We start from the raw sequence: 23,727 nt of genomic DNA on the forward strand, positions 1-23,727 counted from the left end.
CTCACGCCTGCCCGCCCGACGCGACGTCCCGCTCAGCGCCCCCTGAGACATCCCCGGTGGCTGTGACATCCCCGGTGGCAGCCTTCGCGGCGGATGACGCCACGTCCGTGAGGCGCGACCGATCCTCGCGGTGGTCGCGGTATCGTGCCGCGGCGGGCAGGGCCCGCACGACGGCGGAGGCGCCGGTGTGGCCCGTGTCCAGCGCGGCGAGCCCGAACATCCGAAGCTCGGTGACCGCGTCCCGCGCGAGCCGGTGCGCGCCCTCCTCGGAACGGTAGCTCTTCGCCCAGGACGGCAGCCCCGCGAGTATCCGCCCCGCCTCGATGGCCAGCTGTTCGATCGTGAGCCCGGCCGGCGCGGCCCGCAGCGCGTCGAGCAGCATCAGGCCAGCGATCTTTGCGCTGCTCGCGTCGTCGGGGAAGCGGCTGTCGGTCGCGATGCCGTCGGGGTCGACGAACAGATATCCCTCGGCTCGTTCCTCCAGCTCGAAGCCTGCCAGCTCGGCGGCCCGGCGGACCATCGTGCGGCCCGTCGGCGTGGCGAGATAGGCCAGCTGCGCCGCGCTGAGCTGCCAGCGATAGACGACCGGGTCGTCGACCAGGCGTCGGATCACCGAATGCCGCAGCCAGAGATTGCGCCGGGAGTCGGAGACCGTCGGGGCCTCGGCCGCGGCGTCCCCGTAACGGGTCTCGACGAGCATGTCGGCGATGAGCACGTCGATGTCGATCAGCTCCTGGTTCGGGGGCGGGGCCGCGCCGGCCTTCCCGGCATCGTCGGGAGTGTCGTCCGCAGTGGGCGTGGCGGGCGCGTCACCGGCGCCGGGCGCCACGGACGCGCCGGCGGTGACCACCCGTGACGGCGCGACCGGTGCGGCGAGCAGCCGCACCAGGCGGGTGGTGTCGACGCGGTAGAGGACCTTCGCGTCCTCGGACTGCACATAGGCCTCGGTGACGCCGTCCACCGCGCTGACCACGCCGAGGGACTCCAGGAATTTCAGCGCGTCGACGAAGGCCATCCGCCCGGCGCGGCTGGCGGTGTCGAAGGGCGGCAGGGCGCCGTCCGCCGCGCAGGCCGAGGCAGCCCGGTCGGCCAGCAGCCCGATCGTCGTGACCGGACCGGCCATCAGCTCGGCGGCCACCACACAGAACAGCACGTACCTGCTCCGGTCGAACGGGGCCCGCGTCGACCGCGGCCGGCGCGCCGGGCGCGACGGATCCGGCTCCGAACGGATCTTCACCAGCCGCGCGTAGCCGGCCCGCGGCTCGACGACGAGCTGCCATCCGCAGAAGTAGTCGAACCAGTCCGCGATCGGCCTGCGCCGCCGCCGCACGACCGCGAACGCGTCCGGGCGGCCGGCCGCCGTCAGCAACGGGCTGCCGAGCAGCAGCCGGATGCCCCGGGCGACGTCGACGCGCTCGTCCTGGACGTGCTGGTTCGCCGACGAGCTCACTGCGCGGCCTCGCTGGGACGTGCGCGCTGGCCGACGAGGATGATTTCGACGACGTGGTCCGGGGCGGTCAGCACACCCCGCGGGGTACGGATCATCGCCAGCCTGCCGTCATCCGTCGGCCGCGCGACGATCTCGACCCGCCCGTCGGACGTCGTGGCCCGCCGCGCGCCCGAGCTGTCCAGCGGCCCGTCGAGCGCATGCCCCAGCAGGTCCAGCAGGTATGACAGCTCCTCATGGCCGAGCTCGGCCACCGCGGACAGGCGGATCGGCCCGTCCGTTCTCAGCCGCCGCCAGATGGCCTCCAGTTCGGCGCGCTCCCGCCGCGCCCGCTCCTCGCGCGCACGCCGGACGGCCGTGACGTCACGGACCCGGCCGGTCCGGGAGAAGCGCTCCACCCGGCCCGCGCGCCGCAGCAGCGTCGACACCTCCACCGAGGGGGCGTCCGCCCAGCTCACGCCGGTCGGCACCAGTTCGGCGTCGGCGTGCCGCAGGTGCGCGTGGCGGGCTGGGGCCAGCCCGAACGCCGCGCCCCACAGCCGGTGCAGGTCGTCCTCGGCGGGAGCGGCGGCGAACGCGTGCGCGAGCACGCGGAAGTCGCGGGCCGCGCTCGACGACCGCCGTCGGGACTCGCCGATGCGTTCCAGGGCCGCGAGCAGGGCGACGATCGCCCGCCGCGCCACCGTGTGCAGCTGTTCCGCCCGCGGGCGCGCACCGCCGTCCGGGTCGAACCACAGCCGCAGGCCCTCCCAGCGCAGCCGGCGGTGCTCCAGCCAGGCCGGCGCCGGATCGTCCCCACCGATCGGCGAGAGCTCCGCGCCCAGCAGCGCGCGCCCGCGTAACGCGCCGACACCGCGGGACTCCACCCGCCGGATCGCCTCGCGGATCTCGTGCGACCGGTGATCGAGATCGGTGACGAACTCCTGCAGGTAGGCGACGGTGGCCCGCTTGACCTCGTGGAAGGTGTCAAGATCGGCGTTCTCGGCCCGCAGGAGCCGCTGCAGCTCACCGTTGAACTGCTTGGTGTTCACCCGGAGAGCCTCAAGGTGGCCCTCAAGCTCACTGAGCGTCGTGAAGATCCTGCGGTTCGGCGAGGCCTCGTCGGCCATCAGCGCGTACAGCGTGTCCAGCCGGTCCACGATGGCGTCCAGGACGGCGGTCTGCAACGCGCCCGCCGAGGCGAGTACCGCCAGCGCGTGCTGGACGCCCGCGAACGCGGCCTCCCCGCGTCGCGTCAGCGAGTACTGCAGGTTGCCGCGCTCGTACTCGGCGGCGGTGGTGTAGTCCGCGCCGTGGTTCTGGATGACGTCCAGCAGCCGCCATTTGCCCAGCTGCGCGAGCGCGCGGCCAAGCTCGTCCGGACCGAGCTCGCGGAAGAAGCCGACGGACGCCAGCCGGTCGGAGATGCCGTCGAGCCCCAGCGCGGTCTCCAGCCGCTCGTTCGCCTCACCGAAGACGTGCAGGATCGCCGTGTACAGGTCGACGTTCTGCTCGGTCGCGAACCGGAACATCTCCGGTGGCACCCGATGCGTCGAAGTCATCCAGTCACCGCCATGGCACCCCACCACCGGCCGCGCTCAGTGGTCCACCGAATGTCCCACCGTAACTGACGAATCCGAAACTAACAGGCCCGACCCCAAGGCCGACCGCCCGGCCCACTCTGATCGACACAGCGACGACCCCCTCCGGACATCCTTGGCCAGGTCACCGACCCCTACCTGCGGTTCTGGCTACGGTTCATCGGCCCGTACCTGCCGGAGATCGAACGCCGCCGCGGCGACCTCACCCTGGCCCGGATCCGCGACGGGTGGACGTCCTGGCGCGGCCGGGCGGTCGAACCGCTCCTGCGCGACTCCATCGCCCGCCTGCTGCCCGACCAGACGCTGCCCGCCGCCCCCGCCGTCGGCTCCTACTGGAACCGGCCGAACACCATCCAGATCGATATCGTCGGCGCCGACCGGGAACCGGTCGCCAAGGAGCTCTACTTCCTCGGCTCCATCAAATGGTTGGAACGCTCCGCGTTCGACCACCACGACCTCGCGGTGCTACAGAAATACCGGGCCGCGCTCACCGACGAGCCGCTCCCCCTCGTCGCGGTCAGCCGCGGCGGAGTCACCGCCACCGGTCTCACCGCCACCTACGGCCCAGCCGAACTCCTCACCGCCTGGCAGACAACCTGACGAGACGGAATTCGCCAGCCCGCCGTCCAACGAGGCGCAGACCACGAACAGGCACTCTCCGGTAGCACGCGATTCCTCGGAGTCATCAAGTCACCATCGCGACCCCAACACCGGCCACGTTCAGCGATCCGTAAGGCTTCCCGCGGTCCGCCTCGTTCACCCTTGACTGATCTGGTTACAGCGTACACGCTGGTTACAGCGTAACCATGATAGCCGGAGGGGAACCATGACCACGAGCAGCACGCGACGGCGGCCCGGGACGGTCGCGCACGCGTTCGCCGACCTGATGAACGATCACGATCCGGACGCGGTCGACGGCTTCATCGCGGCGGACTACATCAACCACAACGCGTTCGTCGAGGACGGGCGCGAGGCGAACCGGGCGTTCTGGACACAGTGGTTCGCCGCGTTCCCGGACACCGAGGTCAGCCTTGACGACGTCCTCGTCGACGGAGATCGGGTCGCCGGCAGATTCACCTACCGGGCGACGTTCCAGGGCCCTTTCATGGGCCTGCCACCGACCGGGCGCCCGGTGGTGATGCATTCGATCGACATCTGGCGCGTGGTCGACGGTATGGCCGTGGAGCACTGGGACCAGCTCGACGGGCAGGCGTTCTTCGCACAGTTGACCGGGGACGCCGACAACCAATGACGATCGACGCGCAGGACGACCCGGCGCCGACGCGTGCGCAGCGGCGCCGGGAGCGGGAACGGGCCGCCGCCCGCGAGTCGATCCTGTCCGCCGCGCGGGAACTGGCGCGAAGCGAGGGCTGGGAGACGGTGACCATGCGGCGACTGGCGGAGCGCATCGACTACTCCGCAAACTTCGCCTACCGCTACTTCACCGGCCGTGACGACATTCTGCTCACCCTCATCCGCGACGGATTCACCCGGTTGCGCGACGCGATGGACACCGCAAGCCGGCGGCCGGCGGCCGAATCCGCCGCCGCGACGTCCGACACGGACGTCCCGGACGTCGCGGCCATCCGACGGGCCGCACACGCCTACCTCGACTTCGCCCTGACCGAACCCGACCTGTACCAGCTCATGTACGGCCTGGGCGGCGTGCGCATGCCCGCCGCCGACACCTGGGTCGAGGGGCAAGCCGTCGGCGACGTCCTGACCGGGCTGCTCGCCGCCGCTGGCGACCGGCAGCCCGAGCAGCACGTGCTGCAACTGTGGGCCACGGCGCACGGGCTGGTCGCGCTGCTGGTCGTCGGCCGCGTCGACGTCGACTCCGCCGCGCTGCACGCCCTGCTCGAGGAGGCGCTGACCGACTGCCTCACCCGCGCCCTGCCCGCACCGGCGTCACCTCGGCGCAGCGGCCGATCAGCAGCGGAACCGACTGGAAAACCGACCGGAAAGAGGCAGTTGTGAGCAGCCTGGCCACCGCCGCCGCGCTCGTCGCAGTCGCGGCTGCCGCGATCATCTATGGCACCGACGTCTTCTCCGCGCTCGTCCTGCGCCCTGCCGCGGTCGATGCCGCCGACGCCTCCGTGGCCGACCTGCTCGGCCGGGTCCACGAGTACGGAGATCGCCGGCTGCCCGTGCCCGGAGCGGTCTCCGTCCTCGCCGCGGCGCTCGCCACCGTGGCCAGCGACACCAACCCCGCGCGCATCGGCGGCGCGACAGCGCTGGCCGCGCTGCTGGCCTGGCTCGCGATCTACGTACGCGTCAGCGCACCGATCAACAGACGGCTTCGCGCGGCCGCGGCCAGCCACACCGTCCCGGCGGACACCCGAGTCCTCCAGCAACGCTGGGACAGCGTCATCTGGACCCGGGCCGCCCTGCAGACCATCGCGCTGGCTGGTCTACTCGTCATCATCCTCAGCCGATGACCAGGAGACCTGTCCAGCGACCACCGTGTCCAGTTACTGGGAGTGTTGTGAACATGGATCCACGGCAGACCGCCGACGCGGTCGCGCAAGCCATGACATCTCGTGACCACGCGGCGCTCATGGCCCTGTACGCCGAGGACATCGTCTTCAGTTCGCCTGTCACCGCCGTGCGGTTCACCGGCAGGGCAGAGGTGGGCGCGCTCATGTCTCACGTCCTCGCCGGTTTCCAGAGCTGGGAACGCACCTTCGTGTTCACCGGCGACGACGAGTGCGTGTTCGGCGCCCGCGGACGCATCGGCGGCCACGACATCGACCTGGCCGAACACTTCCGTCTGGACCCGGACGGACGCGTGGCCGAGATCAGCGTCTATGGACGCCCGCTGGCCGCCATCGCCGCTGTCGCCGCCCCACCGCTCGCCGCCCGCCACGGCCGCAACCGTGAGCGCCTGGTCGGCCTGATCTCCCGCGGTCTCCCCGGTGCCCTGGCCCGGGGAGACCGGCTCATCACCCGCCTGGCCCGCTGAAACGCACCCCGCCGCCGGCGCGGCAACCCCCCCAAAGCCGCAAAACCCCCAGGGGGGTTGATCGTGGGGGGTACGGGGGGCTCGGCCCCCCGGCAGACATCGCGGCTGGTGGCGAAGCCGACCGAAGGTCGGCGAGCAGCCGAAGCCAGCCCGTGGGCGCGGCAGGGATCGAACCTGCGACCACTCGCTTGTAAGGCGAGCGCTCTCCCGCTGAGCTACGCGCCCGGGATGCTCGTAAGCGTACGCAACAGCGCACGGCTGTGGGGGATGGGTGCCACGGAAACCGGTGCCCGGCACGATGTCGACGTCGTCTGTGCCGGGGAATGTCCGTCCGGGCCCGGCGCGGTGTTGCCGGCTGTCCGGGCGCGCCACTGGCCCGCGCGTGTGCCCGCTTGGCCCTGCCGCCGGTCGGACAGGCCGAGCGGGCACACGTCACCGGTCATCTCAGGCTGTTGCCCAGCATCCGCGCGAGGGCGGCTTCGACCTCGGCGCTGAGTTCGGGGGGCGCGGGCACCGGCGATGCGGACGCGCTCCCCGGCAGCGGCGCCGGAACGCGGACCGGAAGATCAGAACCGGCTGGTGCCGGGGAGGTCTCCCGGCCGCAGTCCTGGCACGAGATCAAGCCGAGAGCCTTGGCCAGGTGTGTCGAGCCGCAACTGCCGCAGCGGTCGAGGGTCTGCGACCAGCCGACCGTCTGCTGGCACTGCGGGCAGAACAGCACCTGCTCCCCCGCCACGACCGCCCGCCGCCACGGGCTGGCTCCCCGGGTGGGGTCGGTCTGACGGGTGTGACAACGAAAGCACGGCATCCTGCAACCTGATGTGACGGAAAAGACCGGGTGCAACCTACAGCGCGGCGAGCGCCTTGAGGTATTCGGCGTGGTCCCGAGCCTCACCGGGACTGTTCACGATCTTCCAGTGGACGACACCCTCCTTGTTGATGATGAAGGTCGCCCGCAGGGCAAATCCCTTGCTCTCCTCGAAGACGCCATAGCTGCGCGCCACCTCGCCGTGCGGCCAGAAGTCCGCCAGCAGCGGGAAGTCGTATCCTTCGCGCTCCGCCCACACCTTGTGAGCGTAGGGCGAGTCGACCGAGACCGCGAGGACCTGCACATTGTCGTTCTGGAACGACGAGAGCTCGTCGCGAACCGCGCAGAGCTCGCCCTGGCAGATACCGGTGAAGGTCAGGGGGTAGAACAGGAGTACGACGTTACGCCGCCCGCGGAACTCCGAGAGTGTGACCTCCTCGTTGTTCTGATCACGCAGGGTGAAGTCAGGGGCGATGCTGCCCACGTCGACGGCCACTGGCACATCCTCTCGACAGTAACGGTGTGTATTCGGATAAGGGGCGGCTGGCCACCCGTTCCCAGCATGCCATCTGTTCGGCCCCTGGATCAGGATCCCTCGTGCCGGCGACCGCCCGTGCCGGGTGCCACCGCCCACGACCTCCTGCCGACCTCCTGTCACCTCCCGCGGTTTCCGATCAGTCATACGGCGCCGATGTGACCGGGGACTACTGCCCAGATGTCCCGGCCGGTAACATTTATCCCGTCCCGTCGGCCCGGATGCACCTGCGTCGCTCGCTCCCGTCCGCTTCAAGCTCCCATCTGTTACATGGGTGTGTCCGCTTCCTTCGACAGCGGACACCTCGCGCGGCAGCCGGGCGGTCTGCCGGTGTTGTTCCGATCGGCCCGGATCGGCACATCCGTCAGGGGTGTATGAAACCGCGAGGGATGTACAGACAACGGCACACGAAAACGCAGGGGCACGGTGACCGATCAGAATTTCGGTCCGTATGGTCAACACGGATACGGACAGCAACCGCCGGGGCCACACAGTACGAATCCGTACGGTCAGCCCCCGCCCGGGGACCGCCACAACAACCCCGGATACGGGGACCAGCCCGGATACGGGGCCGGGTACCCCACGTCGGGTGCCCTTGTTCCCGGCGGCCACCCACAACCCGTGGGCGCGGGCATCCGCGGCAAACGGCGCAATCCCTTCGCGTCCTAGCTCGGCCTGCCTCTGATCACCCTTGGCATCTACGGCATCGTGTGGGTCTACAAGACCAACAAGGAGCTCAACGCCTACGACCGGCGGATCGACGTCAACCCGGTCCTGTCGGTGCTCGCGGTGACGTTCGGGGCGTTCCTGATCGTGCCACCGTTCGTGGCCGTGTGGCGGCTGGGCACCCGTGCCCGCCAGGCCCAGCGAGCGGCCGGCCTACCCGAACTGAGCGCCGGTGTCGCCTTCGTCCTCTGGCTCGTCGGTGGAGGCCCGCTGTACCTCCAGTACGAGATCAACAAAATCTGGGGCCGCTACCCGGGCTCGCTGGAAGGGCAGCAGGTCTCTCTGTAGGCCTGAGCTGTCCGTACACCTGATCGGTCTGCCTGGCCTCTGCCGGTCCACACGGCGGGGACGCCGTCCGCGCCCGCCCGCCCGCCCGCCCGCCCGCCCGGGACACGATCGGGGCGAGTGTGTTGGCGGGTACGCTTTCCGGGCCGGTGAGTGTATCCAACGACACATCCGCGTTGATCTTCGATGACGGTCGGCATCCGGCAGTGGGCTCCCACCGCCGGTACGGCCGCGCGCGAGACGGCCCGGCCGAGGCGCTCGCGGGTGCCCGAAAGCCGGGTGCCACCCGCAGGCCCCCGCCGGGCCTCCCGGTCGAACCGGCCACCGTCCGCGGCTGGGTGGGGCAGTCCCCGGGATCCCGGCGCTCGTGGCCCCCAGCCGAGGCCGGACGGGGACGCCGGTATCGGCCCGGGTCCTCGCCCGTCTGGCTGGTGGTCGTCACCATCCGGTGCCCGGGCCCGGCAAGGGATGCCCACGGCGCGCAGGCGGTACTGGCAGCCCGTCCCTCGGCCACCCGGTTGAGAGGGCCCGCCGCCCTGGCGGACGGCTAGCGGTGTCGGACCCGTTGGGACTTGGGAGCGGCAAGCCGCATGCCGGCCCACTCGGTGGCGACGCTGACGGTGCTCGTCTGCACCAGGCCGACGGCCGGCACGGCCTCCAGCACGTCGCTGGGCTCCACATGGCCGGCCCGGCCGGCCTTCGGCGTCAACAGCCAGATCACACCGGCCTCCGACAACTGGCGGCGCGCGTCGATGAGTGCCTCAACAAGGTCGCCGTCGTCGTCCCGCCACCACAGCAGTACGACATCGACCACATCGTCGGAGTCCTCCGGGACGAGTTCCGTTCCGCTGGCCGAGGTGACGGCGTCGAGAAGATCATAGGCGATGTCGTTGTCTTCGTTGAGCGACTGAACCAGTACCCCGGGCGTAATGCCCAGACGTTCCGCACGCCGCTGACCCTCGGCGTTCGCCGCGGTCGGACTCACCCTCAACAACCTCCTGCTCGTGTCAGCTGCCCGCGGGCACGCTGCCCGTGAGCACCGGCTGTACGGCACGGCGGTTGTTCGATCCACCTGCTGCGCGCACCACCGTGGACCTAGTCCACCGGAGCACCCCGGGGCAGCGCAAGTGCCACGCCGGTAGTTGTGGACAAAGGTGCCACCCGTACCGGCTCATCCGGACAGAAACGAGAGTCGAACAGTGCGTTCAGGATTGTCCACGTTGAGATCCACGAGCGCGATCGACTGCCATGTTCCGAGGAGCAGGCGGCCGTCGAGGACCGGCACGGTCAGCGACGGGGAGATCAGCGCCGGCAGGACGTGCGAGCGCCCGTGACCCGCCGAGCCGTGGGCATGCCGCCAGCGGCCGTCCGTCGGCAGCAGTTCATCGAGCGTGGCGAGCAGGTCGGCGTCGCTGCCCGAACCGAGCTCGAGCAGGGCGACTCCGGCGGTCGCGTGCGGAACGAACAGCGACAGCAGCCCGTCCCCGCGCCCGGCCACGAACCGACGGGCGTGCCCGGTGAGATCACGGACACACTCCGTCCCACCGGTGTGTACGGACACCGTGGTCGTCTCCATGCCCCGCCCTCTCCCGACCTTCTTCCTCCGCCGCGCTTCCCCCTGTGCCACCGTCGCCGTGCCCGCGTCCCCTTCCCCGTCCCATTGTCCCGCTCCGGTCCCGGCCCTGGGTGTCCCACGGATGTCCCACGGATGTCCCACGGCGGGCGTCCCACGGCGGGCGGTGGGCCCGCTGGAGCCGCCGCGGGCTCGCCGCCCGGCCCGGCCGCGCCCCGGCGGAGCGGCCCCGACCGCCCCTGCCCACCGGCTCCCGCCGGCCCGACGCCGCTCCGCCCCGGCCGCGCCGGCAGCCGGGTGCCGCCGGGACGGCCTGACGGCCCGGCAACCAGGCACCGTCGTCGGCGCGCCGCCCCCGCGGGACCGGACGGCGCGCCGACGACGGTCCGTACCCATGGTCGTCGATCCAGGTCAGTTCCCCAGCGCCCCGCACACCCGGGAAAAATCATGATCGTGTGTTCTTCGACCGGGTGGGCCACAAGTAACGTCGGGAAGCGTGACGAGCCCCCCCCGCGCAGAGCACGATGGAAGAGGACCTACTCACGACGAAGCATGCGCACAACGACCAAGTGACGTCAGGGAGAACACGTGGCGAAGGACAGCGGCAGGAGGTTCTCGGTCATCACCGACGGGCTTCCCAGCCAGTTGCCGGACATCGACCCGTCCGAAACCGGCGAATGGCTGGAGTCCCTGGACTCGGTGATCGACGAGCAGGGCCGTGGCCGGGCCCGATTCCTCATGCTGAAGCTGCTGGAACGGGCCCGGGAGAAGGCTGTCGGAGTGCCCGGACTCACCAGCACCGATTTCATCAACACCATCCCGCCGGAGCAGGAACCGTGGTTCCCCGGGGACGAGCACATCGAACGGCGCATCCGGGCCTATGTCCGCTGGAACGCTGCCATCATGGTAAGCCGTGCGAACCGGCCCGAATACGGCGTCGGCGGACATATCGCGACATACGCGTCCAGCGCCGCTCTCTATGAGGTGGGATTCAACCACTTCTTCCGCGGCAAGGACAACCTGACCGGCGGGCCCGGCGGCGACTCGGGCGACCAGGTGTTCATTCAGGGACACGCCTCGCCGGGTATCTACGCCCGGGCCTTTCTCGAGGGCCGGCTGACCGCGGCGCAGCTCGACGCGTTCCGCCGGGAGAGCGAGCCCGGTGGGCTGTCCTCCTATCCGCATCCCCGTCTCATGCCCGATTTCTGGGAGTTCCCGACCGTCTCGATGGGCCTCGGGCCGATCCACGCCATCTACCAGGCCCGGTTCAACCGCTATCTGCTGAACCGGCGGATCAAGGACACTTCCGGCAGCCGGGTGTGGGCCTTCCTCGGTGACGGCGAAATGGACGAGCCCGAGTCGATCGGCGCGCTCGGCATCGCCGCGCGCGAGGAGCTCGACAACCTCATCTTCGTCGTGAACTGCAATCTGCAGCGCCTCGACGGGCCGGTCCGCGGCAACGGGAAAATCATGCAGGAGCTGGAGTCGCTGTTCCGCGGCGCCGGCTGGAACGTCATCAAGGTGGTCTGGGGCCGCGACTGGGACCCGCTGCTGGCCAAGGACACCGACGGGGTGCTCGTCCACCGGATGAACACCACCCCGGACGGCCAGTTCCAGACCTATACGACATCGTCCGGCGCGTACATCCGGGAACATTTCTTCGGGGTGGACGCGCGGCTGCGCCGTATGGTCAAGGACCTGTCCGACGACGAGCTGCGCAAACTCTCCCGCGGCGGGCACGACTACCACAAGCTGTACGCGGCCTACAAGGCGGCGACCGAGCACGCGGGCCAGCCCACCGTCATCCTCGCCCACACCATCAAGGGCTGGACGCTGGGCAAGGACTTCGAGGCGCGTAACGCCACGCACCAGATGAAGAAACTCTCCAAGGCTGATCTCAAGGAGTTCCGCGACCGGCTCTATCTGGACATTCCCGACTCCGAGCTGGAGAGCGGCCTGCCGCCCTACTTCCATCCCGGCCCGGATTCGGAGGAGATCCAGTACATGGGGGAACGGCGGGCCGCTCTGGACGGCACGCTGCCGCGACGGGTCGTGCGCGCCCGGCCTCTCCCGCAGCCGCCGGAGTCCATCTTCGGTGACCTGCGCCGGGGCTCGGGCAAGCAGCCGGTGGCCACCACGATGGCCTTCGTCCGGCTGCTCAAGGACCTGATCAAGACGAAGGAGATGGGCGCCCGGTTCGTCCCGGTCATTCCGGACGAGGCACGTACCTTCGGTATGGACGCCATGTTCCCGACCGCCAAGATCTACTCACCGCACGGCCAACGTTACGAGGCCGTGGACCGTGAGCTCCTGCTTTCCTACCAGGAGTCCGAGTCCGGCCAGATGCTGCACGAGGGAATCAACGAGGCCGGTTCGATGGGATCGGTCATCGCCGCGGGCACCGCATATGCCACCCACGGGGTGCACATGATTCCGGTGTACGTGTTCTACTCGATGTTCGGATTCCAGCGGACCGGCGACCAGATGTGGGCGCTCGGTGACCAGCTCGGCCGCGGCTTCCTGCTCGGTGCCACCGCGGGCCGCACGACCCTCAACGGCGAGGGGCTTCAGCACCAGGACGGCCACTCCCTGCTGCTCGCCTCGACGAACCCGGCGTGTGTGGCCTACGACCCGGCGTTCGCCTTCGAGGTCGCCCACATCGTCCGGGACGGCCTCGACCGCATGTACGGCGAACGCGGCGAGGACGTCTTCTACTACCTGACCGTCTACAACGAGTCGTTCCCGCAGCCGGCCGAGCCGGCCGGAGTCGACCCGGCGCAGGTACTCGCCGGCATGTACCTGTTCCGGCCGTTCGCCGAGGCGGGCCTGCCGGTACGGCCGCCGGCCGACACCGGCTCCCCCGACGCCGGCTCCTCGGCGGGCGGCTCGTCGGACGCCGAGCCGCCCCGTGCGCAGCTGCTGGCCAGCGGCACCGGGATGCGCTGGGCGCTGGACGCCCAGGAGCTGCTCGCGAACGACTTCGGCGTACAGGCGGACGTGTGGTCGGTGACCTCCTGGAACGAGCTGCGCCGCGAGGCGCTCAGCTGCGAGGAACACAACCTGCTCAACCCGGACTCGGTGGAACGCCGGCCGTACGTGACCCGGCTCCTGCAGGGGGCACCCGGGCCGGTGATCGCCGTCAGTGACTGGATGCGTGCGGTACCGGACCAGATCTCCCGCTGGATTCCCCAGGACTACTCCTCCCTGGGCACCGACGGGTACGGACGCTCGGACACCCGGGCGGCGCTGCGCCGCCACTTCCACGTCGACGCCGAGTCGATCACGGTGGCGACCCTGGAAGCTCTGACCCGCCACGGTGCGATCAAGGCGACGGTCGTCGAGGACGCGATCCGCCGGTACCGGCTGCGGGAGGCGTGACACCAGGAGGTGTCACACGGCGTTGAAGCCCCGGCGACGGCCGGCTGGCCCGACCAGCTCGGCCGGCCGGTCGGGCCAGCCGGCCGGACCGGTCGGTCGGTCAGTCGGGCCGGCCGGCTGACCGGTCAGCGTCCCAGTGCGGCGTGCATCTCCCATACCAGGATCTCCGCCGGTCCGGCCTCGGCGGTCACGGCAAGCCCGTCACAGCCCCTGATCCGGGCCGCGTCCCCGGTATCGAGTTCGCCCGCGCTCTCCAGCGTGACCGCGCCGCGCGCGACGAACAGGTGCGCCCACGGCGCGGACGGCAGGTGCACCCGGCCGGCGGCGGGCAGGCGCGCCGCGTGCAGGACCGCCTTGCGCTGCTGGATGTCGATGGCGGCGTTCGAGCCCTCCCCGCCGGCGATCGCCACCAGTTCACCGGTGGCGAGGGCGTCCGTCACGTCCCGCTGGGCATAACTGGGCGTGATTCCGGTGTGGTCGGGGGTCACCCACATCTGGATGAAGTGGACGGTGCCCGGATCGCCGGGGACGGGACGGGCGCCCGGGGCATCGGCTGTCCACGAATCGGCTGTCCACGAATCATCGGTGGCGCCCACCGCGTTCATCTCCGCGTGCAGGATCCCCGTACCGGCGCTCATACGCTGAGCGACCCCGGGCCGGATGGTGCCATGGGTCCCGGTGGAATCGGTGTGCAGGAGCTCACCCTCCAGCACCCACGTCACGATCTCCATGTCCCGGTGTGAATGGGTGGCGAAGCCGCCACCTGGAGCGACATGGTCGTCGTTGCCGACCAGCAGCAGGCCGAAATGGGTGTTGGCCGGATCATAGTGGCGACCGAACGCGAACGAGTGGCGGGAGTCCAGCCAGCCATTTCGGGTCACCGCCCGACCGTCCGCGCGTCTGACGGCAATCCCCACCCCCCGCAACGCCGAGATATCGGTCACAGTCACTCGCGCCCCTTTCCTGTCGCTGGCCCGCGTCCTCCGGCTACCATCGTTGCGGCTACTATCGGTGCGCCAGTTGCCGTAGGGTTCATCCGACGTACATGCTGCCGAGACCATGGTCCAACCTATTCGCCCCGACGGCTATGATCCCAGTCGGACGTCCAGGAAGAACGGGGCCTTTGGCCGACCAGTGGCCAACTGGCCCCCAGGCGCGACCAGAGGGCCTCGTGAGGAGGCGATGTGACGGCTGCCGACAGCCGGACGCGACAGCAGATGCCAGAGCCACCACGGACAGAAATGCTACTCGGCGTCATCGCCGGAATACGAAAACGTGACATGGCCTGTACGAAGCTGGGGAAACCGGCATGATTCTGCGTTTCCGTAGGATCGACAGACTGGAGAATCATCCCAATCTCCGTGGGATCCTCGCGATCCTTGCCCAACTCGTGCACACCAGTGACGCCGAACTCAACCAGCTTGCCTCGGCCTGGCGCAACACGCCACAACTCGCCACCGCACGGGACAAGGCACTCTCACCGGATGCGCCGCTGGTCATCGAGGTCCTCGCCGCGTTCGACGCCCTGTCGGCCATCTACGCCGACGACCTCGCCGGCATCGACGACTACGTGACGGTCGACCCGAACGTCACCGCGACCGCGCTCAAGGCGGTCCGGGACGCGATCGCGGCCGCCTACGCCAAGCCGGTTCTCACCCGGTCGGAGTACGCGGCGCTGCTGCGGCCCTGGCGCACTGTCTACCCCCGTAGCCGCGGGCACGAACCAGATCTCGGCCCATTCGGATCCGAGGTCAAGCGGGTTCTTGCCGCACTGCCGGCGCTGTCACGGCGCTGTCACGATGCCGACAGCCTGCGGACCTACGACCGCCTGCTGGTCGCCGCGCTCACCCGGGACGAGAGCGCCCACCAGGACGCCATGCAGATCGCGTTCAACAGCGCCGTGCGCACGGGACGCCGCCGGGTGTGGACGCTGGTACGCCGCAGCGCCGCCGAGGGCTTCTGGCGGCTGTGCCCGTCCTGCCACACGACGATCGACTCCGTGGACGTCGGCACCGACCAGCGGGTCATGGAACTCTGCGCGGACCTCGCGTGCGCTCTGCTCGTCCAGGACATCCTCGACCCCGACACCGTCGCGAGCCTGACCGCGCCGCTGCACACGCTGGTCCCGCTCCAGGAACGCTACGACATCAACCGCTACCGCTAGGCCGCCAGGCCGTGGCCGGCTGCCCGACGTACGCGCGGACATGCGCGGACGCGCGGTCACACTGACGGCGCCCGGACGAGCGACCTTGCTCGCGCTACCGGAGGTGGCTCGGCCGCGGTCAGATGGCTGTCGATCGGCGCGGTCGGAGGGGGACCGGCGGGATCCAGGCCGACGCACACGTCAGGGCCATCCCGCACGTCATGACCGTCCCGTGCGCTCTCCAGCCTGACGGCGTGCCGGCCCCGGCCGCCGACGGGCGGAAAACCCGCGCGCATACCCGTCCGGCCGGACAGCCCCGGCGGCGTCCATCAGCCACGCGTAAAGATACCATTACGCACTGCTCAGCCAGACGGGTCTGCTCAGGACTTTCCGGAAGCGGCCCCTTCGAGAGCGGCCCTGCCGGGGCCGCCGTATACCCGGATACCCGCCCGGACAGTCATCCTCGCATACCCTTTGATCGAATGATTGTCACGGGCCGGTTCGGGCCGCTTCGGGCCGGGCGGCCCCTCACACCGTCCGGACGCGTGGTGTGGGCACGGCCATCGGTTGCCGCGTGGCAACCGCACCGCTGCCGACCATGCTCCTCGGCATCGGAGGCACCCGCCGCGGTTCGATGATGCCCCCCGTCGGCAGAATCTCCCCCGTGTCGTCAAAAAGGATCACACCATTACACAGCAGGCTCCAGCCCTGATCGCAGTGCCGGTTCGTCACCCGCGCAGCGTCCCGGTCGGGACTGTTGGCGGACGGGCACGGTGGCTGGTGAGGACAACCCCCCCGGCCGGTTTGACGTACCTGTGGACTCGCCGACGTCGTTGTCGATGGATCTCCAGAAACCGGTGTTCCTCGCACAGTCACAGAAGATTACGCCTCCGCGTAATGGACGTCACATCGGCCTGCGCTCTCAGGGTGTCGGTAGTAGGACGACAGGGACAGCGGCATACGACCCGGCCGCCGCGGCCCGGCGCGTCGCGCCTTGTGTCCCCATTCGCTCGCCTTGCGTCTCGATTTGCAACAGCCGCTGCCTCGCGTCAGCGGTCCGGAAGCACCTGGTGACAGATACCGGATATGACGATGCCAACCGGATGCCGGTCGGATGCCGGTCGGATGTCGGTCGGATGTCGACCGGATGCTGTCCGGATACCGACCGATAGCCGGAAAATCCCTTCGGTACGTTTTCTCGGGACCCTTTACGCAGGTGTGACCGGTCGCCCTGCCGGCGACCCGCGCATGACGTGATCAGGAGGCCCCGGTGGATCGGGACCGACGCCGGCCGCACCCGCCCCGGCCCGATCCCCCACGGCCGGGGCGGGCACAGCCGGGCTCCGCCCGTCGGGCGGCGGCCCGCGGACGCCCCTCGGCCGCCGTCATCGTCCCGATCACGATCGTCGTCGTCCCGGCTGTCCTCCTGCGAGCACTGGCCATGATCGCCTATCGGCCGGCGCTGGAGTTCTCCGGGGACTCCATGGCCTACCTGCGGCTCGCCCGGCCCCTGGTGCCCGATCCGGTCCGACCGGCGGGCTACCCCCTGCTGCTGCGCGCACTGTCCGTGACGCATCAGCTGTGGGTGGTACCGGCCGTCCAGCACCTCACGGGCGTCCTGCTCGGCATCCTTCTCTACGCGCTGCTGGTGCACCGGGGGCTGACTCCCCGAGCGTCGGCGCTGGCGGCGACGCCGGTGCTGCTGGACGCCTACCAGGTGAACATCGAGCACTTCGTCATGGCGGAGACGCTGTTCGAGGCGCTGCTCGTCGTGGCCGTCGCAGCCCTGTTGTGGGCACCGAAACCGTCCGTGGCGGCCTGTGGACTCGCCGGGGGCTGCTTGGGCCCTGGCGTCGCTGGTCCGCACGGTGGGAGTCGTCCTGGGGCTGCTGGCGCTGGCCTGGGTACTGCTGCGACGGCTCGGCTGGTCACGTTCGGTCGTCTTCGGTGGCGCGCTGGCCGCACCGCTGGTGGGGTACGCCGTCTGGTTCCATTCCGTCCACGGCGCCTACGCGCTGACCGGGGGTGACACGTACTGGCTGTACGGCCGGGTGGCGCCCATCGCCGACTGCGCACAACTGGATCTCAGCCCGGACGCCCGTCTGTTCTGCTCGCCGCATCCGCCGGCGCAGCGGCCCGGGCCGAACTACTACGTGTGGAACCACGCCAGCCCCCGGTTCACCGTCGATCTCCCCACGGACCGGAAGGAGGCCGCGCTGGCCGAGTTCGCCCACGAGGTCATCCTGCGCCAACCGGTGGACTACGCGCGGATGGTGACCGGTGAGGTGGCCCATTTCTTCACGCCCGGCCGGTGGGTGGGGGCCCACGACTGGCACGTCGGTAGCTGGCAGTTCCCCGCCGAGACGGTGCCGGCCTACTGGAACATCAGCGCGCCGTTGATCACCTTCGACGGTACCCAGGTCGCCCGGCAGGTCGGCCCCGGGCCGGCCGCGCTCCTGCGGGCCTACCAGCGCTACGTTTTCACGCCGGGGCCGGCACTGGCCGTCATGGTGGCACTCGGTGCTGCCGGCTTTCTGCCCACGGGCGGGCGCGCCAGTCGCGGGCGGGCCGGCGGCACCAGCTCCGACAGCGACACTGGCACCAAGAATGACACTGGCACCGAGCGTGACACCAGCGCTGACAACGGTGCCGACACCGGCGGCGACACCGGCGCTGGCAGCGACACTGGCACCGGCAGCAAGGTCGGGCGGTTGCGCGCGGACTGCGCGTTGCTGGTGACGGCGGGGATGGCGCTGTTGGTGGTCCCGTCCGCCACGGTGTGTTTCGACTACCGCTACCTGTTGCCGACGCTGCTGCTGCTCCCGCCGGCCGCGGCGCTGGGCTGGCAGCGGATCTCCCGTTTCTCGTCCAGCCGCCGGCCCGGGCTGCCCCGGCAGCCGCACCGCCGGCGACACCGGAGGGCCACGCACTCCACCCACCGCGTAGGCGCTCGGGCACGTAGGGCGCACGGAGAGCGCGGGAGGCGCGGCTGGTGACCGGGGCCGTGGTCAGGATGCCCAGACGGCCAGGCGGGGCGCCTCCATGGCGGGGCAGGTGTCCATGACGACGGGCACTGCGGCCCGCTCCGCCCGCCGGGCGGCGGCGTCGTCACGGACACCGAGCTGCATCCAGATCCCCCCGGCGCGGATGGCGATCGCGTCGTCGACCACCGGGCCGACCAGCTCCGAGCGGACGAAGAGGTCCACCACGTCCACCGGGAACGGGATCTCCGCCAGCGAGGCGTACCCCTGCTCACCCGCGACCACGGGCGCGGACGGGTGGACCGGAACGGTCCGTTTGCCATTCGCGCGCAGATAGCCCGCGATGGAGTAGGCGACCCGCGAGGTGTTCTGCGACAGCCCCACTATCGCCCAGACCTTCGTGTCGGCCAGCATCCGTCGGATGGTCTCGTCGGTTCCGTAGCGCACGCCCAGCACCAACCCGTGGCACCGGCACGGTCATTCCATGTCCGCCGGGGCCGCCGGACATTTCGTGAGCGGGCGGGGGCCAGCGGTCACGCCGGCGCCGGGCCGTGTCCGGCGCGTGACCAAGTGGCGGCTGGGCGTCGAGTGACATGGGTAATCTTGGCGTCATGTCCGTCAGCGCCGGGCCCGGCGTGCCGTCACGGGCTGCCGCGCCGTCACAGATCCCGTCACGGGTTGTGGAGACGGACGGGGCAGCCCTGCCCCTTTCTCCCGCCCGGTCGGAAACTCCGGCGGCCGGCGGCGGAGACTTCTACGATCACCATGTGAAGAACCGGACATGCGCACCGGCCCCGTGCTCGCCGCGCCCACGGACGAACGGCGTGGCGGCATGAGCCCCCGCCATGAGGTGACCGTCGCGGCATCGGCCGAGCGCGACCTGCAGCGGCTGCCCGACCGGACCGCCGGCGAGATCCGCCGGTTCCTGGGCGGCCCGCTGCGCAACGATCCGCGCCGGGCGGGCACACCCCTGTCGGAGTCGCGTTCGACGATGTGGGAGGCGACCGGCCCGTCCTGGCGGATTCTTTACCAGGTGGACGCGAACACGCTGTCCGTCCGGGTGATGGTTGTCGCGCACCGTCGTCATCCGACCAGTCGCGCCTCGTAGCGGCACGGGGACCTGAGCCCGCCGAACCTTCCGGATCGGCTTCCGGGCCCGGCGGGAACCACGAGCGCGGAAAAGCATGATCGCATTGCCTTCGGCCCGCTGGCGGCCGTCTCTCGGGTCATCCGCTCCAGAAGCGTCACTTGAAGTAAGTGTTTACGCTGTCGAAGTAAAATTTCTCGCCTAGTGACGCTTCGCCCGTAAAAGTTTCTTTAAATAAAAGATTATTTAAAATAATTTAATTAGTTAACTTATTTTAGAGTGAGGCCGATCACCTGACTGACCCTGGTCCGGCTATGGTTGCCCTGCCGGAAGATCCGGAGGCTGCTGATCAAATACCGTTACTCGGCAGCCCCCTGGTGGCACGTGGCGAACTCCTGGGGGTTGGGATGGGACCGGTCAGTGCCGCAGCAGAGCATCTGCATGCCTCGTACGACCCCGTGTTCGTCCTGCTGTCCTTCCTTCTCGCCGCGTTCGGTTCGTTCGCGGCCCTGGCGTGCGCGGTCCGCCTACGTACGACCACCGGCGCCCGTCAACTGGCGTGGACGACTCTCACGGCCGTGGCGCTGGGCGGGTGCGCGATCTGGTCGATGCACTTCGTCGGGATGGTCGCTTACGGTATAGAGCTGAGTATCACGTTCAACGAGGCGGTCACCGCCCTGTCGCTGCTCATCGCCGTGGTCGTGGCCGGCGTCGGACTCACGGTGGTAGCCGCCGATCCCGACAACGTCCTGCGGCTGCTCACCGGCGGAGTGGTCGCGGGAGCCGGTGTCGCCGCCATGCATTACACCGGCATGTACGCGATGCACACCCAAGGGACGATCAGCTACGCGATACCGCTGGTCGGCCTGTCCATTGTCATCGCCGTCGTGGCCTCGACAGCCGCCTTCTGGATCGCGTTCCACATCGGTGGTGTCAGCCGACGCATCGTCGCATCGGTGATCATGGCGGTCGCGGTGTGCGGGATGCACTACACGGGCATGGCAGCCACCCGCGTCACCGCCGACCCCGCCGTGCCACGACCGCACGGCGTCGATCCTTTCGCCATGGGGACCATCACCGCTTTCACCGCGTCCATCGTTCTGATGTTCATCATCTTCGCCGCGACCGGCGGGATCGGCGCCCCCATACCCGATCATCACCACCCCCCCGCCCGCTCAGAAAAGCCTGCCCCGGCCAGCTTTTCCCGTGCTGACAGCAACCCCTCACCGCGCGGTGCGGCGCATTCACACCAGCCGGTATCCACTGCCGGCGCCGGTGCCGTAACCACGCAGGTCATCCCCTCCCCGGTCCCGCACTCCTCCGCCGCGGACCCCGACGCACTCGGTCCGGCCAGGAAGAACCACCGCCTGTCGCGATCTCCGAGACGGTGACACGACCGCCAGTGACGATCACCGCACCAGTGGCCGCCACCCGTCGCGGGACCAGCCCGCGGATCACGCACCCCCGTGTCCCGATCCCGGGAAAACAGGTTCACCCGAAAACCCGTTCGGAGTTTCGATCTGACCTCTGACAAGGAAAGAAAATGAAGATTCTTCTACTCGCGTCCGCATTCAACGGGCTCACCCAGCGGGCATGGATCGAGTTACGGCGCGCGGGCCACCGTGTGACGGTCGAGCTCGCGCTCAGCGCGGAAACGATGCGCGAGGCCGTCCAGCTGTCCGATCCTCACCTGATCATATGCCCCTTCCTGCGCGAACGGGTACCGGACGACATCTGGACGACCCGACAGACGATCATCATTCACCCGGGGCCGGTCGGTGACCGCGGGCCGTCCTCGCTCGACTGGGCCATTCTGGAAGGGGCGTCGACCTGGGGAGTCACGGCCTTGCAGGCCGTCGCCGAGATGGACGCCGGGCCGATCTGGTCGACCCGGGAGTTCGCCGTCCCACTCGGCATCAGCAAGTCGGCACTCTACAACGGGCCGGTCGCCGACGCGGCCGTGGCCGTCATCCACGACGTGGTCGACAAGGCACAGGTCGTCGGATTCGCGCCCACGCCGCTCGACAGCATCCCGGCACACCGGTTGCGCGGCAGGCTGCGGCCCTCCACCCGCGCCGACGACCGGCGCATCGACTGGGACACCGACACCACCAGCGACGTCCTGCGCAAGGTGGCGGCATCGGACGGCTCACCAGGCGCCCCCTGCCTGCTGTTCGGTGAGCAGCTACGCGCCTTCGACGCCAGTCCGGTCGTCGTCCTCCCCGCCGCGCGGGCCCGTGACGGTGAGCGCGAGAACACACTGCTGTCCCGGCGGGACGGCGCCGTGCTGGTACCCACCGTCGACGGCGCGGTGTGGATCGGGCACCTCCGCCGCGCCGGCCAACCCAAGCTCCCGGCCAATCTGGTGGTGGCCGACCACGTCCAGCCGCTGCCGGTGGCGACGTCGGAGGCTTCCGACCCGGACGCCGGTCGGGACGTGCGCTACCGCCGTCACGGCCCCGTCGGGTGGATCAGTTTCGACTTCTACAACGGCGCCATGTCCACGGAGCACTGCCGCCGGCTGCTCGCCGCGTTCACCTGGGCGAGCCAGCAGGATACCCGTGTGATCGTGCTGCGCGGTGGTGACACCTTCTTCTCCAACGGCATCCACCTGAACGTGATCGAGGCGGCCGAACGGCCCGCGACCGCCGCCTGGGCGAACATCGACGCGATGGACGACCTGTGCCAGGCCATCATCACCTGCACCAGCCAGCTCGTGGTCGCGGGCATCTCGGGCAGCGCCGGCGCCGGCGGCATCATGCTCGCGCTTGGCGCGGACCTGGTTGCCGCCCGCACCGGGGTGGTGCTCAACCCGCACTACGACAACATGGGACTGTACGGATCCGAATACTGGACGTACACATTGCCACGACGAGTCGGTAAGGATGTCGCGGCGACGCTGACCACCGAGTGCCTTCCCGTCGGTGACGTGGAAGCGGCCGCCATGGGTCTGGTGGACCGGCTGCTCCCCCACGGGCCGTCGGACTACGACGACGCCCTGCTGGCCCTCGCCGGCGAACTGGCCGGCGAGGGCTGGCAGGAGGCACTGGACGCCAAGACCTCACGGCTCGCCGCCGACGAGGCCGAGATGCCTCTTGAGGTCTACCGCACCCGTGAGCTGAGCCGGATGGCTGTCAACTTCTTCGCCGAGAACCGCCATGCCGATCTGCGCCGGGCATTCGTCTTCAAGGAAAAGCCCACGGCGACCCCACAGAACATCGCTCTTCACCGGCATTCCATAGCATGGCGGGTCGATCTCCAGGGGGCGTCCGTCACCAACGGCCCGACCGCCACGATCGGCGCGCAGCCATCGGAACTCCTGACGCCGACCCCGAGCACCTGACACCGTCGCACAGGGAGTTGAGGCCCCGGGCCGCCAGCGGCACGAAAAACATCATCGCACCGTCGGCGGCCCTTCAGGCGGACAGCAGGCAGACGAAACAGACAGACAAAAACAGTGGGCGTCTCCGTAAGAGTCATCATCCGCGGAGACGCCCCACCTGGCCCGCCGAGCGCTTCAGCTGTCCTGGTGACCGGCGCCAACCGCCGGGACAGCAGCGGTCAGGAGACGTTGACGCCGAAGTCGAGGGCGATTCCCCGCAGGCCCGAGGCATACCCTTGACCCACCGCACGGAACTTCCACTCACTGGAATACCGATAGAGCTCACCGAAAATCATCGCGGTCTCCGTGGACGCGTCCTCGGTAAGATCATACCGGGCGATCTCCGTACCAGTGGTCGAATCACTCACCCTGATGAAGGCGTTACGCACCTGACCGAAAGTCTGCCGGCGAACCTCCGCGTCATAGATCGACACCGCAAAGACAACCTTGGACGCCTGCGGCGTGAACGCGGACAGTTCGACCGTGATCTGCTCGTCGTCCCCGCCACCACCACCGACAAGGTTGTCGCCCAGGTGCTTCACCGCCCCGTCCGGGCTGACCAGGTTGTTGAAGAACACGAAATACTGATCGGAAAGAACCCTGCCGCGGTCGTCGACGACGATCGCGCTCGCGTCGAGGTCATAGTCGGCGCCGGAGGTCTGGCGTACCTGCCAGCCGAGACCGACAGTCACCGCACGGAGGTTCGGGGCGACCTTGCTGAGGGATACATTGCCGCCCTTGGACAGCGACACCGATGCCATGGGTGAAAGCCTAGACTGCCCGGGACACGCCCGTACACACACCCGTGCCCACACTCGCGTCCCGACCCACGCGTACGGC

General features: G+C 69.6%; 21 protein-coding genes, 1 tRNA gene and 1 pseudogene. 12 read left to right on the forward strand and 11 right to left on the reverse strand.

Going from position 1 to position 23,727, the window contains the following annotated elements; translation table 11 throughout:
* Nucleotide 1 precedes the first annotated feature (1 nt).
* Both FSYMDG_RS12370 and FSYMDG_RS12375 read right to left on the reverse strand, forming a co-directional pair.
* Complete coding sequence (locus FSYMDG_RS12370) at nucleotides 2-1,450, reverse strand: TIGR02678 family protein (protein ID WP_013873797.1); 1,449 nt, start codon at nucleotides 1,448-1,450, stop codon at nucleotides 2-4.
* Nucleotides 1,447-2,988, reverse strand: coding sequence for a TIGR02677 family protein (locus FSYMDG_RS12375; protein WP_013873798.1), 1,542 nt, complete (start codon nucleotides 2,986-2,988; stop codon nucleotides 1,447-1,449). Before FSYMDG_RS12375 ends, FSYMDG_RS12370 begins: the two co-directional genes overlap by 4 nt.
* Before the next feature lie 162 nt (nucleotides 2,989-3,150).
* On the opposite strand from FSYMDG_RS12375, the pseudogene FSYMDG_RS29665 reads away from it, so the two are divergent.
* From FSYMDG_RS29665 to FSYMDG_RS12400, 5 genes and pseudogenes are all read left to right on the forward strand, one after another.
* A pseudogene (locus tag FSYMDG_RS29665) lies at nucleotides 3,151-3,627 on the forward strand (DUF234 domain-containing protein); the annotation flags it as partial.
* A gap of 226 nt (nucleotides 3,628-3,853) precedes the next feature.
* Nucleotides 3,854-4,279 (forward strand): ester cyclase, encoded by a 426-nt coding sequence (locus FSYMDG_RS12385; RefSeq protein WP_013873800.1) that lies wholly within the window; start codon nucleotides 3,854-3,856, stop codon nucleotides 4,277-4,279.
* A complete protein-coding gene (locus FSYMDG_RS23145; RefSeq protein WP_013873801.1) occupies nucleotides 4,276-5,004 on the forward strand; it encodes a TetR/AcrR family transcriptional regulator in 729 nt (242 codons plus the stop codon). The genes FSYMDG_RS12385 and FSYMDG_RS23145 overlap by 4 nt, the downstream gene beginning before the upstream one ends.
* The gene (locus FSYMDG_RS12395; RefSeq protein ID WP_013873802.1) at nucleotides 5,001-5,465 is read left to right on the forward strand and encodes a DUF1772 domain-containing protein; all 465 of its coding nucleotides are present in this window, start codon (nucleotides 5,001-5,003) and stop codon (nucleotides 5,463-5,465) included. Before FSYMDG_RS23145 ends, FSYMDG_RS12395 begins: the two co-directional genes overlap by 4 nt.
* 53 nt (nucleotides 5,466-5,518) lie before the next feature.
* Nucleotides 5,519-5,989, forward strand: coding sequence for a nuclear transport factor 2 family protein (locus FSYMDG_RS12400; protein ID WP_013873803.1), 471 nt, complete (start codon nucleotides 5,519-5,521; stop codon nucleotides 5,987-5,989).
* A 153-nt stretch (nucleotides 5,990-6,142) separates the two neighbouring features.
* On the opposite strand, the gene FSYMDG_RS12405 is transcribed toward FSYMDG_RS12400, so the two are convergent.
* From FSYMDG_RS12405 to FSYMDG_RS12415, 3 genes are all read right to left on the reverse strand, one after another.
* A tRNA-Val gene (locus FSYMDG_RS12405) sits at nucleotides 6,143-6,214 on the reverse strand.
* A 214-nt stretch (nucleotides 6,215-6,428) separates the two neighbouring features.
* The gene (locus tag FSYMDG_RS12410) at nucleotides 6,429-6,797 is read right to left on the reverse strand and encodes a hypothetical protein (RefSeq protein ID WP_013873804.1); all 369 of its coding nucleotides are present in this window, start codon (nucleotides 6,795-6,797) and stop codon (nucleotides 6,429-6,431) included.
* Nucleotides 6,798-6,834: 37 nt separating this feature from the next.
* Nucleotides 6,835-7,293, reverse strand: a complete 459-nt coding sequence (locus FSYMDG_RS12415; protein WP_013873805.1) for a peroxiredoxin — start codon at nucleotides 7,291-7,293, stop codon at nucleotides 6,835-6,837.
* Nucleotides 7,294-8,016: 723 nt separating this feature from the next.
* On the opposite strand from FSYMDG_RS12415, the gene FSYMDG_RS25310 reads away from it, so the two are divergent.
* Entirely contained in the window at nucleotides 8,017-8,346 is a 330-nt protein-coding gene (locus FSYMDG_RS25310) for a DUF4234 domain-containing protein (RefSeq protein WP_258165236.1), read from the forward strand.
* Between the two features lie 544 nt (nucleotides 8,347-8,890).
* Here the strand turns inward: FSYMDG_RS25310 and FSYMDG_RS12425 are convergent.
* Together FSYMDG_RS12425 and FSYMDG_RS12430 are read right to left on the reverse strand one after the other, a co-directional pair.
* Nucleotides 8,891-9,328 (reverse strand): DUF3052 domain-containing protein, encoded by a 438-nt coding sequence (locus FSYMDG_RS12425; protein WP_013873806.1) that lies wholly within the window; start codon nucleotides 9,326-9,328, stop codon nucleotides 8,891-8,893.
* A 186-nt stretch (nucleotides 9,329-9,514) separates the two neighbouring features.
* On the reverse strand, nucleotides 9,515-9,919 hold the full coding sequence (locus tag FSYMDG_RS12430) for a YjbQ family protein (RefSeq protein WP_013873807.1): 405 nt from the start codon (nucleotides 9,917-9,919) through the stop codon (nucleotides 9,515-9,517).
* A gap of 585 nt (nucleotides 9,920-10,504) precedes the next feature.
* Between FSYMDG_RS12430 and aceE the strand changes: the two genes are divergently transcribed.
* Nucleotides 10,505-13,294, forward strand: coding sequence for a pyruvate dehydrogenase (acetyl-transferring), homodimeric type (gene aceE, locus FSYMDG_RS12435; protein WP_013873808.1), 2,790 nt, complete (start codon nucleotides 10,505-10,507; stop codon nucleotides 13,292-13,294).
* A 125-nt stretch (nucleotides 13,295-13,419) separates the two neighbouring features.
* On the opposite strand, the gene FSYMDG_RS12440 is transcribed toward aceE, so the two are convergent.
* Nucleotides 13,420-14,238 (reverse strand): pirin family protein, encoded by an 819-nt coding sequence (locus FSYMDG_RS12440; protein ID WP_013873809.1) that lies wholly within the window; start codon nucleotides 14,236-14,238, stop codon nucleotides 13,420-13,422.
* A 365-nt stretch (nucleotides 14,239-14,603) separates the two neighbouring features.
* Here FSYMDG_RS12440 and FSYMDG_RS12445 point away from each other — a divergent pair, with 365 nt between their 5' ends.
* Nucleotides 14,604-15,458: a hypothetical protein gene (locus FSYMDG_RS12445; protein WP_013873810.1), complete on the forward strand. Its 855-nt coding sequence runs from the start codon at nucleotides 14,604-14,606 to the stop codon at nucleotides 15,456-15,458.
* 507 nt (nucleotides 15,459-15,965) lie between these two features.
* Here the strand turns inward: FSYMDG_RS12445 and FSYMDG_RS29215 are convergent.
* Nucleotides 15,966-16,313 (reverse strand): DUF5999 family protein, encoded by a 348-nt coding sequence (locus tag FSYMDG_RS29215; protein ID WP_083731077.1) that lies wholly within the window; start codon nucleotides 16,311-16,313, stop codon nucleotides 15,966-15,968.
* 992 nt (nucleotides 16,314-17,305) lie between these two features.
* Here FSYMDG_RS29215 and FSYMDG_RS23155 point away from each other — a divergent pair.
* Nucleotides 17,306-18,433 (forward strand): hypothetical protein, encoded by a 1,128-nt coding sequence (locus tag FSYMDG_RS23155; RefSeq protein WP_131772519.1) that lies wholly within the window; start codon nucleotides 17,306-17,308, stop codon nucleotides 18,431-18,433.
* Nucleotides 18,434-18,445: 12 nt separating this feature from the next.
* On the opposite strand, the gene FSYMDG_RS12460 is transcribed toward FSYMDG_RS23155, so the two are convergent.
* Nucleotides 18,446-18,832 carry a CoA-binding protein gene (locus FSYMDG_RS12460; RefSeq protein WP_050803781.1) on the reverse strand — a complete coding sequence of 129 codons (387 nt, stop codon included), beginning with the start codon at nucleotides 18,830-18,832 and terminating at the stop codon, nucleotides 18,446-18,448.
* Between the two features lie 367 nt (nucleotides 18,833-19,199).
* Between FSYMDG_RS12460 and FSYMDG_RS12465 the strand changes: the two genes are divergently transcribed.
* The 3 genes from FSYMDG_RS12465 (at nucleotide 19,200) to FSYMDG_RS12475 (ending at nucleotide 22,848) form a co-directional block, all read left to right on the forward strand.
* Complete coding sequence (locus tag FSYMDG_RS12465; protein ID WP_013873812.1) at nucleotides 19,200-19,526, forward strand: type II toxin-antitoxin system RelE family toxin; 327 nt, start codon at nucleotides 19,200-19,202, stop codon at nucleotides 19,524-19,526.
* A gap of 386 nt (nucleotides 19,527-19,912) precedes the next feature.
* Complete coding sequence (locus tag FSYMDG_RS12470) at nucleotides 19,913-20,896, forward strand: MHYT domain-containing protein (RefSeq protein ID WP_013873813.1); 984 nt, start codon at nucleotides 19,913-19,915, stop codon at nucleotides 20,894-20,896.
* Nucleotides 20,897-21,048: 152 nt separating this feature from the next.
* On the forward strand, nucleotides 21,049-22,848 hold the full coding sequence (locus FSYMDG_RS12475) for a hydrogenase maturation protein (protein WP_013873814.1): 1,800 nt from the start codon (nucleotides 21,049-21,051) through the stop codon (nucleotides 22,846-22,848).
* A gap of 218 nt (nucleotides 22,849-23,066) precedes the next feature.
* Here FSYMDG_RS12475 and FSYMDG_RS12480 read toward each other — a convergent pair whose 3' ends face one another.
* Nucleotides 23,067-23,648: a TerD family protein gene (locus FSYMDG_RS12480; protein ID WP_013873815.1), complete on the reverse strand. Its 582-nt coding sequence runs from the start codon at nucleotides 23,646-23,648 to the stop codon at nucleotides 23,067-23,069.
* Nucleotides 23,649-23,727 lie beyond the last annotated feature (79 nt).

The organism is Candidatus Protofrankia datiscae (genome assembly GCF_000177615.2).
GTDB lineage: Bacteria > Actinomycetota > Actinomycetes > Frankiales > Frankiaceae > Protofrankia > Protofrankia coriariae.

Coding starts and splice junctions, on each gene's coding strand:
- FSYMDG_RS12375 (WP_013873798.1), bottom strand. CDS start 2,988: ATGACTTCGACGCATCGGGTGCCACCGGAGATGTTCCGGTTCGCGACC.
- FSYMDG_RS12385 (WP_013873800.1), top strand. CDS start 3,854: ATGACCACGAGCAGCACGCGACGGCGGCCCGGGACGGTCGCGCACGCG.
- FSYMDG_RS23145 (WP_013873801.1), top strand. CDS start 4,276: ATGACGATCGACGCGCAGGACGACCCGGCGCCGACGCGTGCGCAGCGG.
- FSYMDG_RS12400 (WP_013873803.1), top strand. CDS start 5,519: ATGGATCCACGGCAGACCGCCGACGCGGTCGCGCAAGCCATGACATCT.
- FSYMDG_RS12410 (WP_013873804.1), bottom strand. CDS start 6,797: ATGCCGTGCTTTCGTTGTCACACCCGTCAGACCGACCCCACCCGGGGA.
- FSYMDG_RS12430 (WP_013873807.1), bottom strand. CDS start 9,919: ATGGAGACGACCACGGTGTCCGTACACACCGGTGGGACGGAGTGTGTC.
- FSYMDG_RS12445 (WP_013873810.1), top strand. CDS start 14,604: ATGATTCTGCGTTTCCGTAGGATCGACAGACTGGAGAATCATCCCAAT.
- FSYMDG_RS12460 (WP_050803781.1), bottom strand. CDS start 18,832: ATGCTGGCCGACACGAAGGTCTGGGCGATAGTGGGGCTGTCGCAGAAC.
- FSYMDG_RS12465 (WP_013873812.1), top strand. CDS start 19,200: ATGCGCACCGGCCCCGTGCTCGCCGCGCCCACGGACGAACGGCGTGGC.
- FSYMDG_RS12470 (WP_013873813.1), top strand. CDS start 19,913: ATGGGACCGGTCAGTGCCGCAGCAGAGCATCTGCATGCCTCGTACGAC.
- FSYMDG_RS12475 (WP_013873814.1), top strand. CDS start 21,049: ATGAAGATTCTTCTACTCGCGTCCGCATTCAACGGGCTCACCCAGCGG.
- FSYMDG_RS12480 (WP_013873815.1), bottom strand. CDS start 23,648: ATGGCATCGGTGTCGCTGTCCAAGGGCGGCAATGTATCCCTCAGCAAG.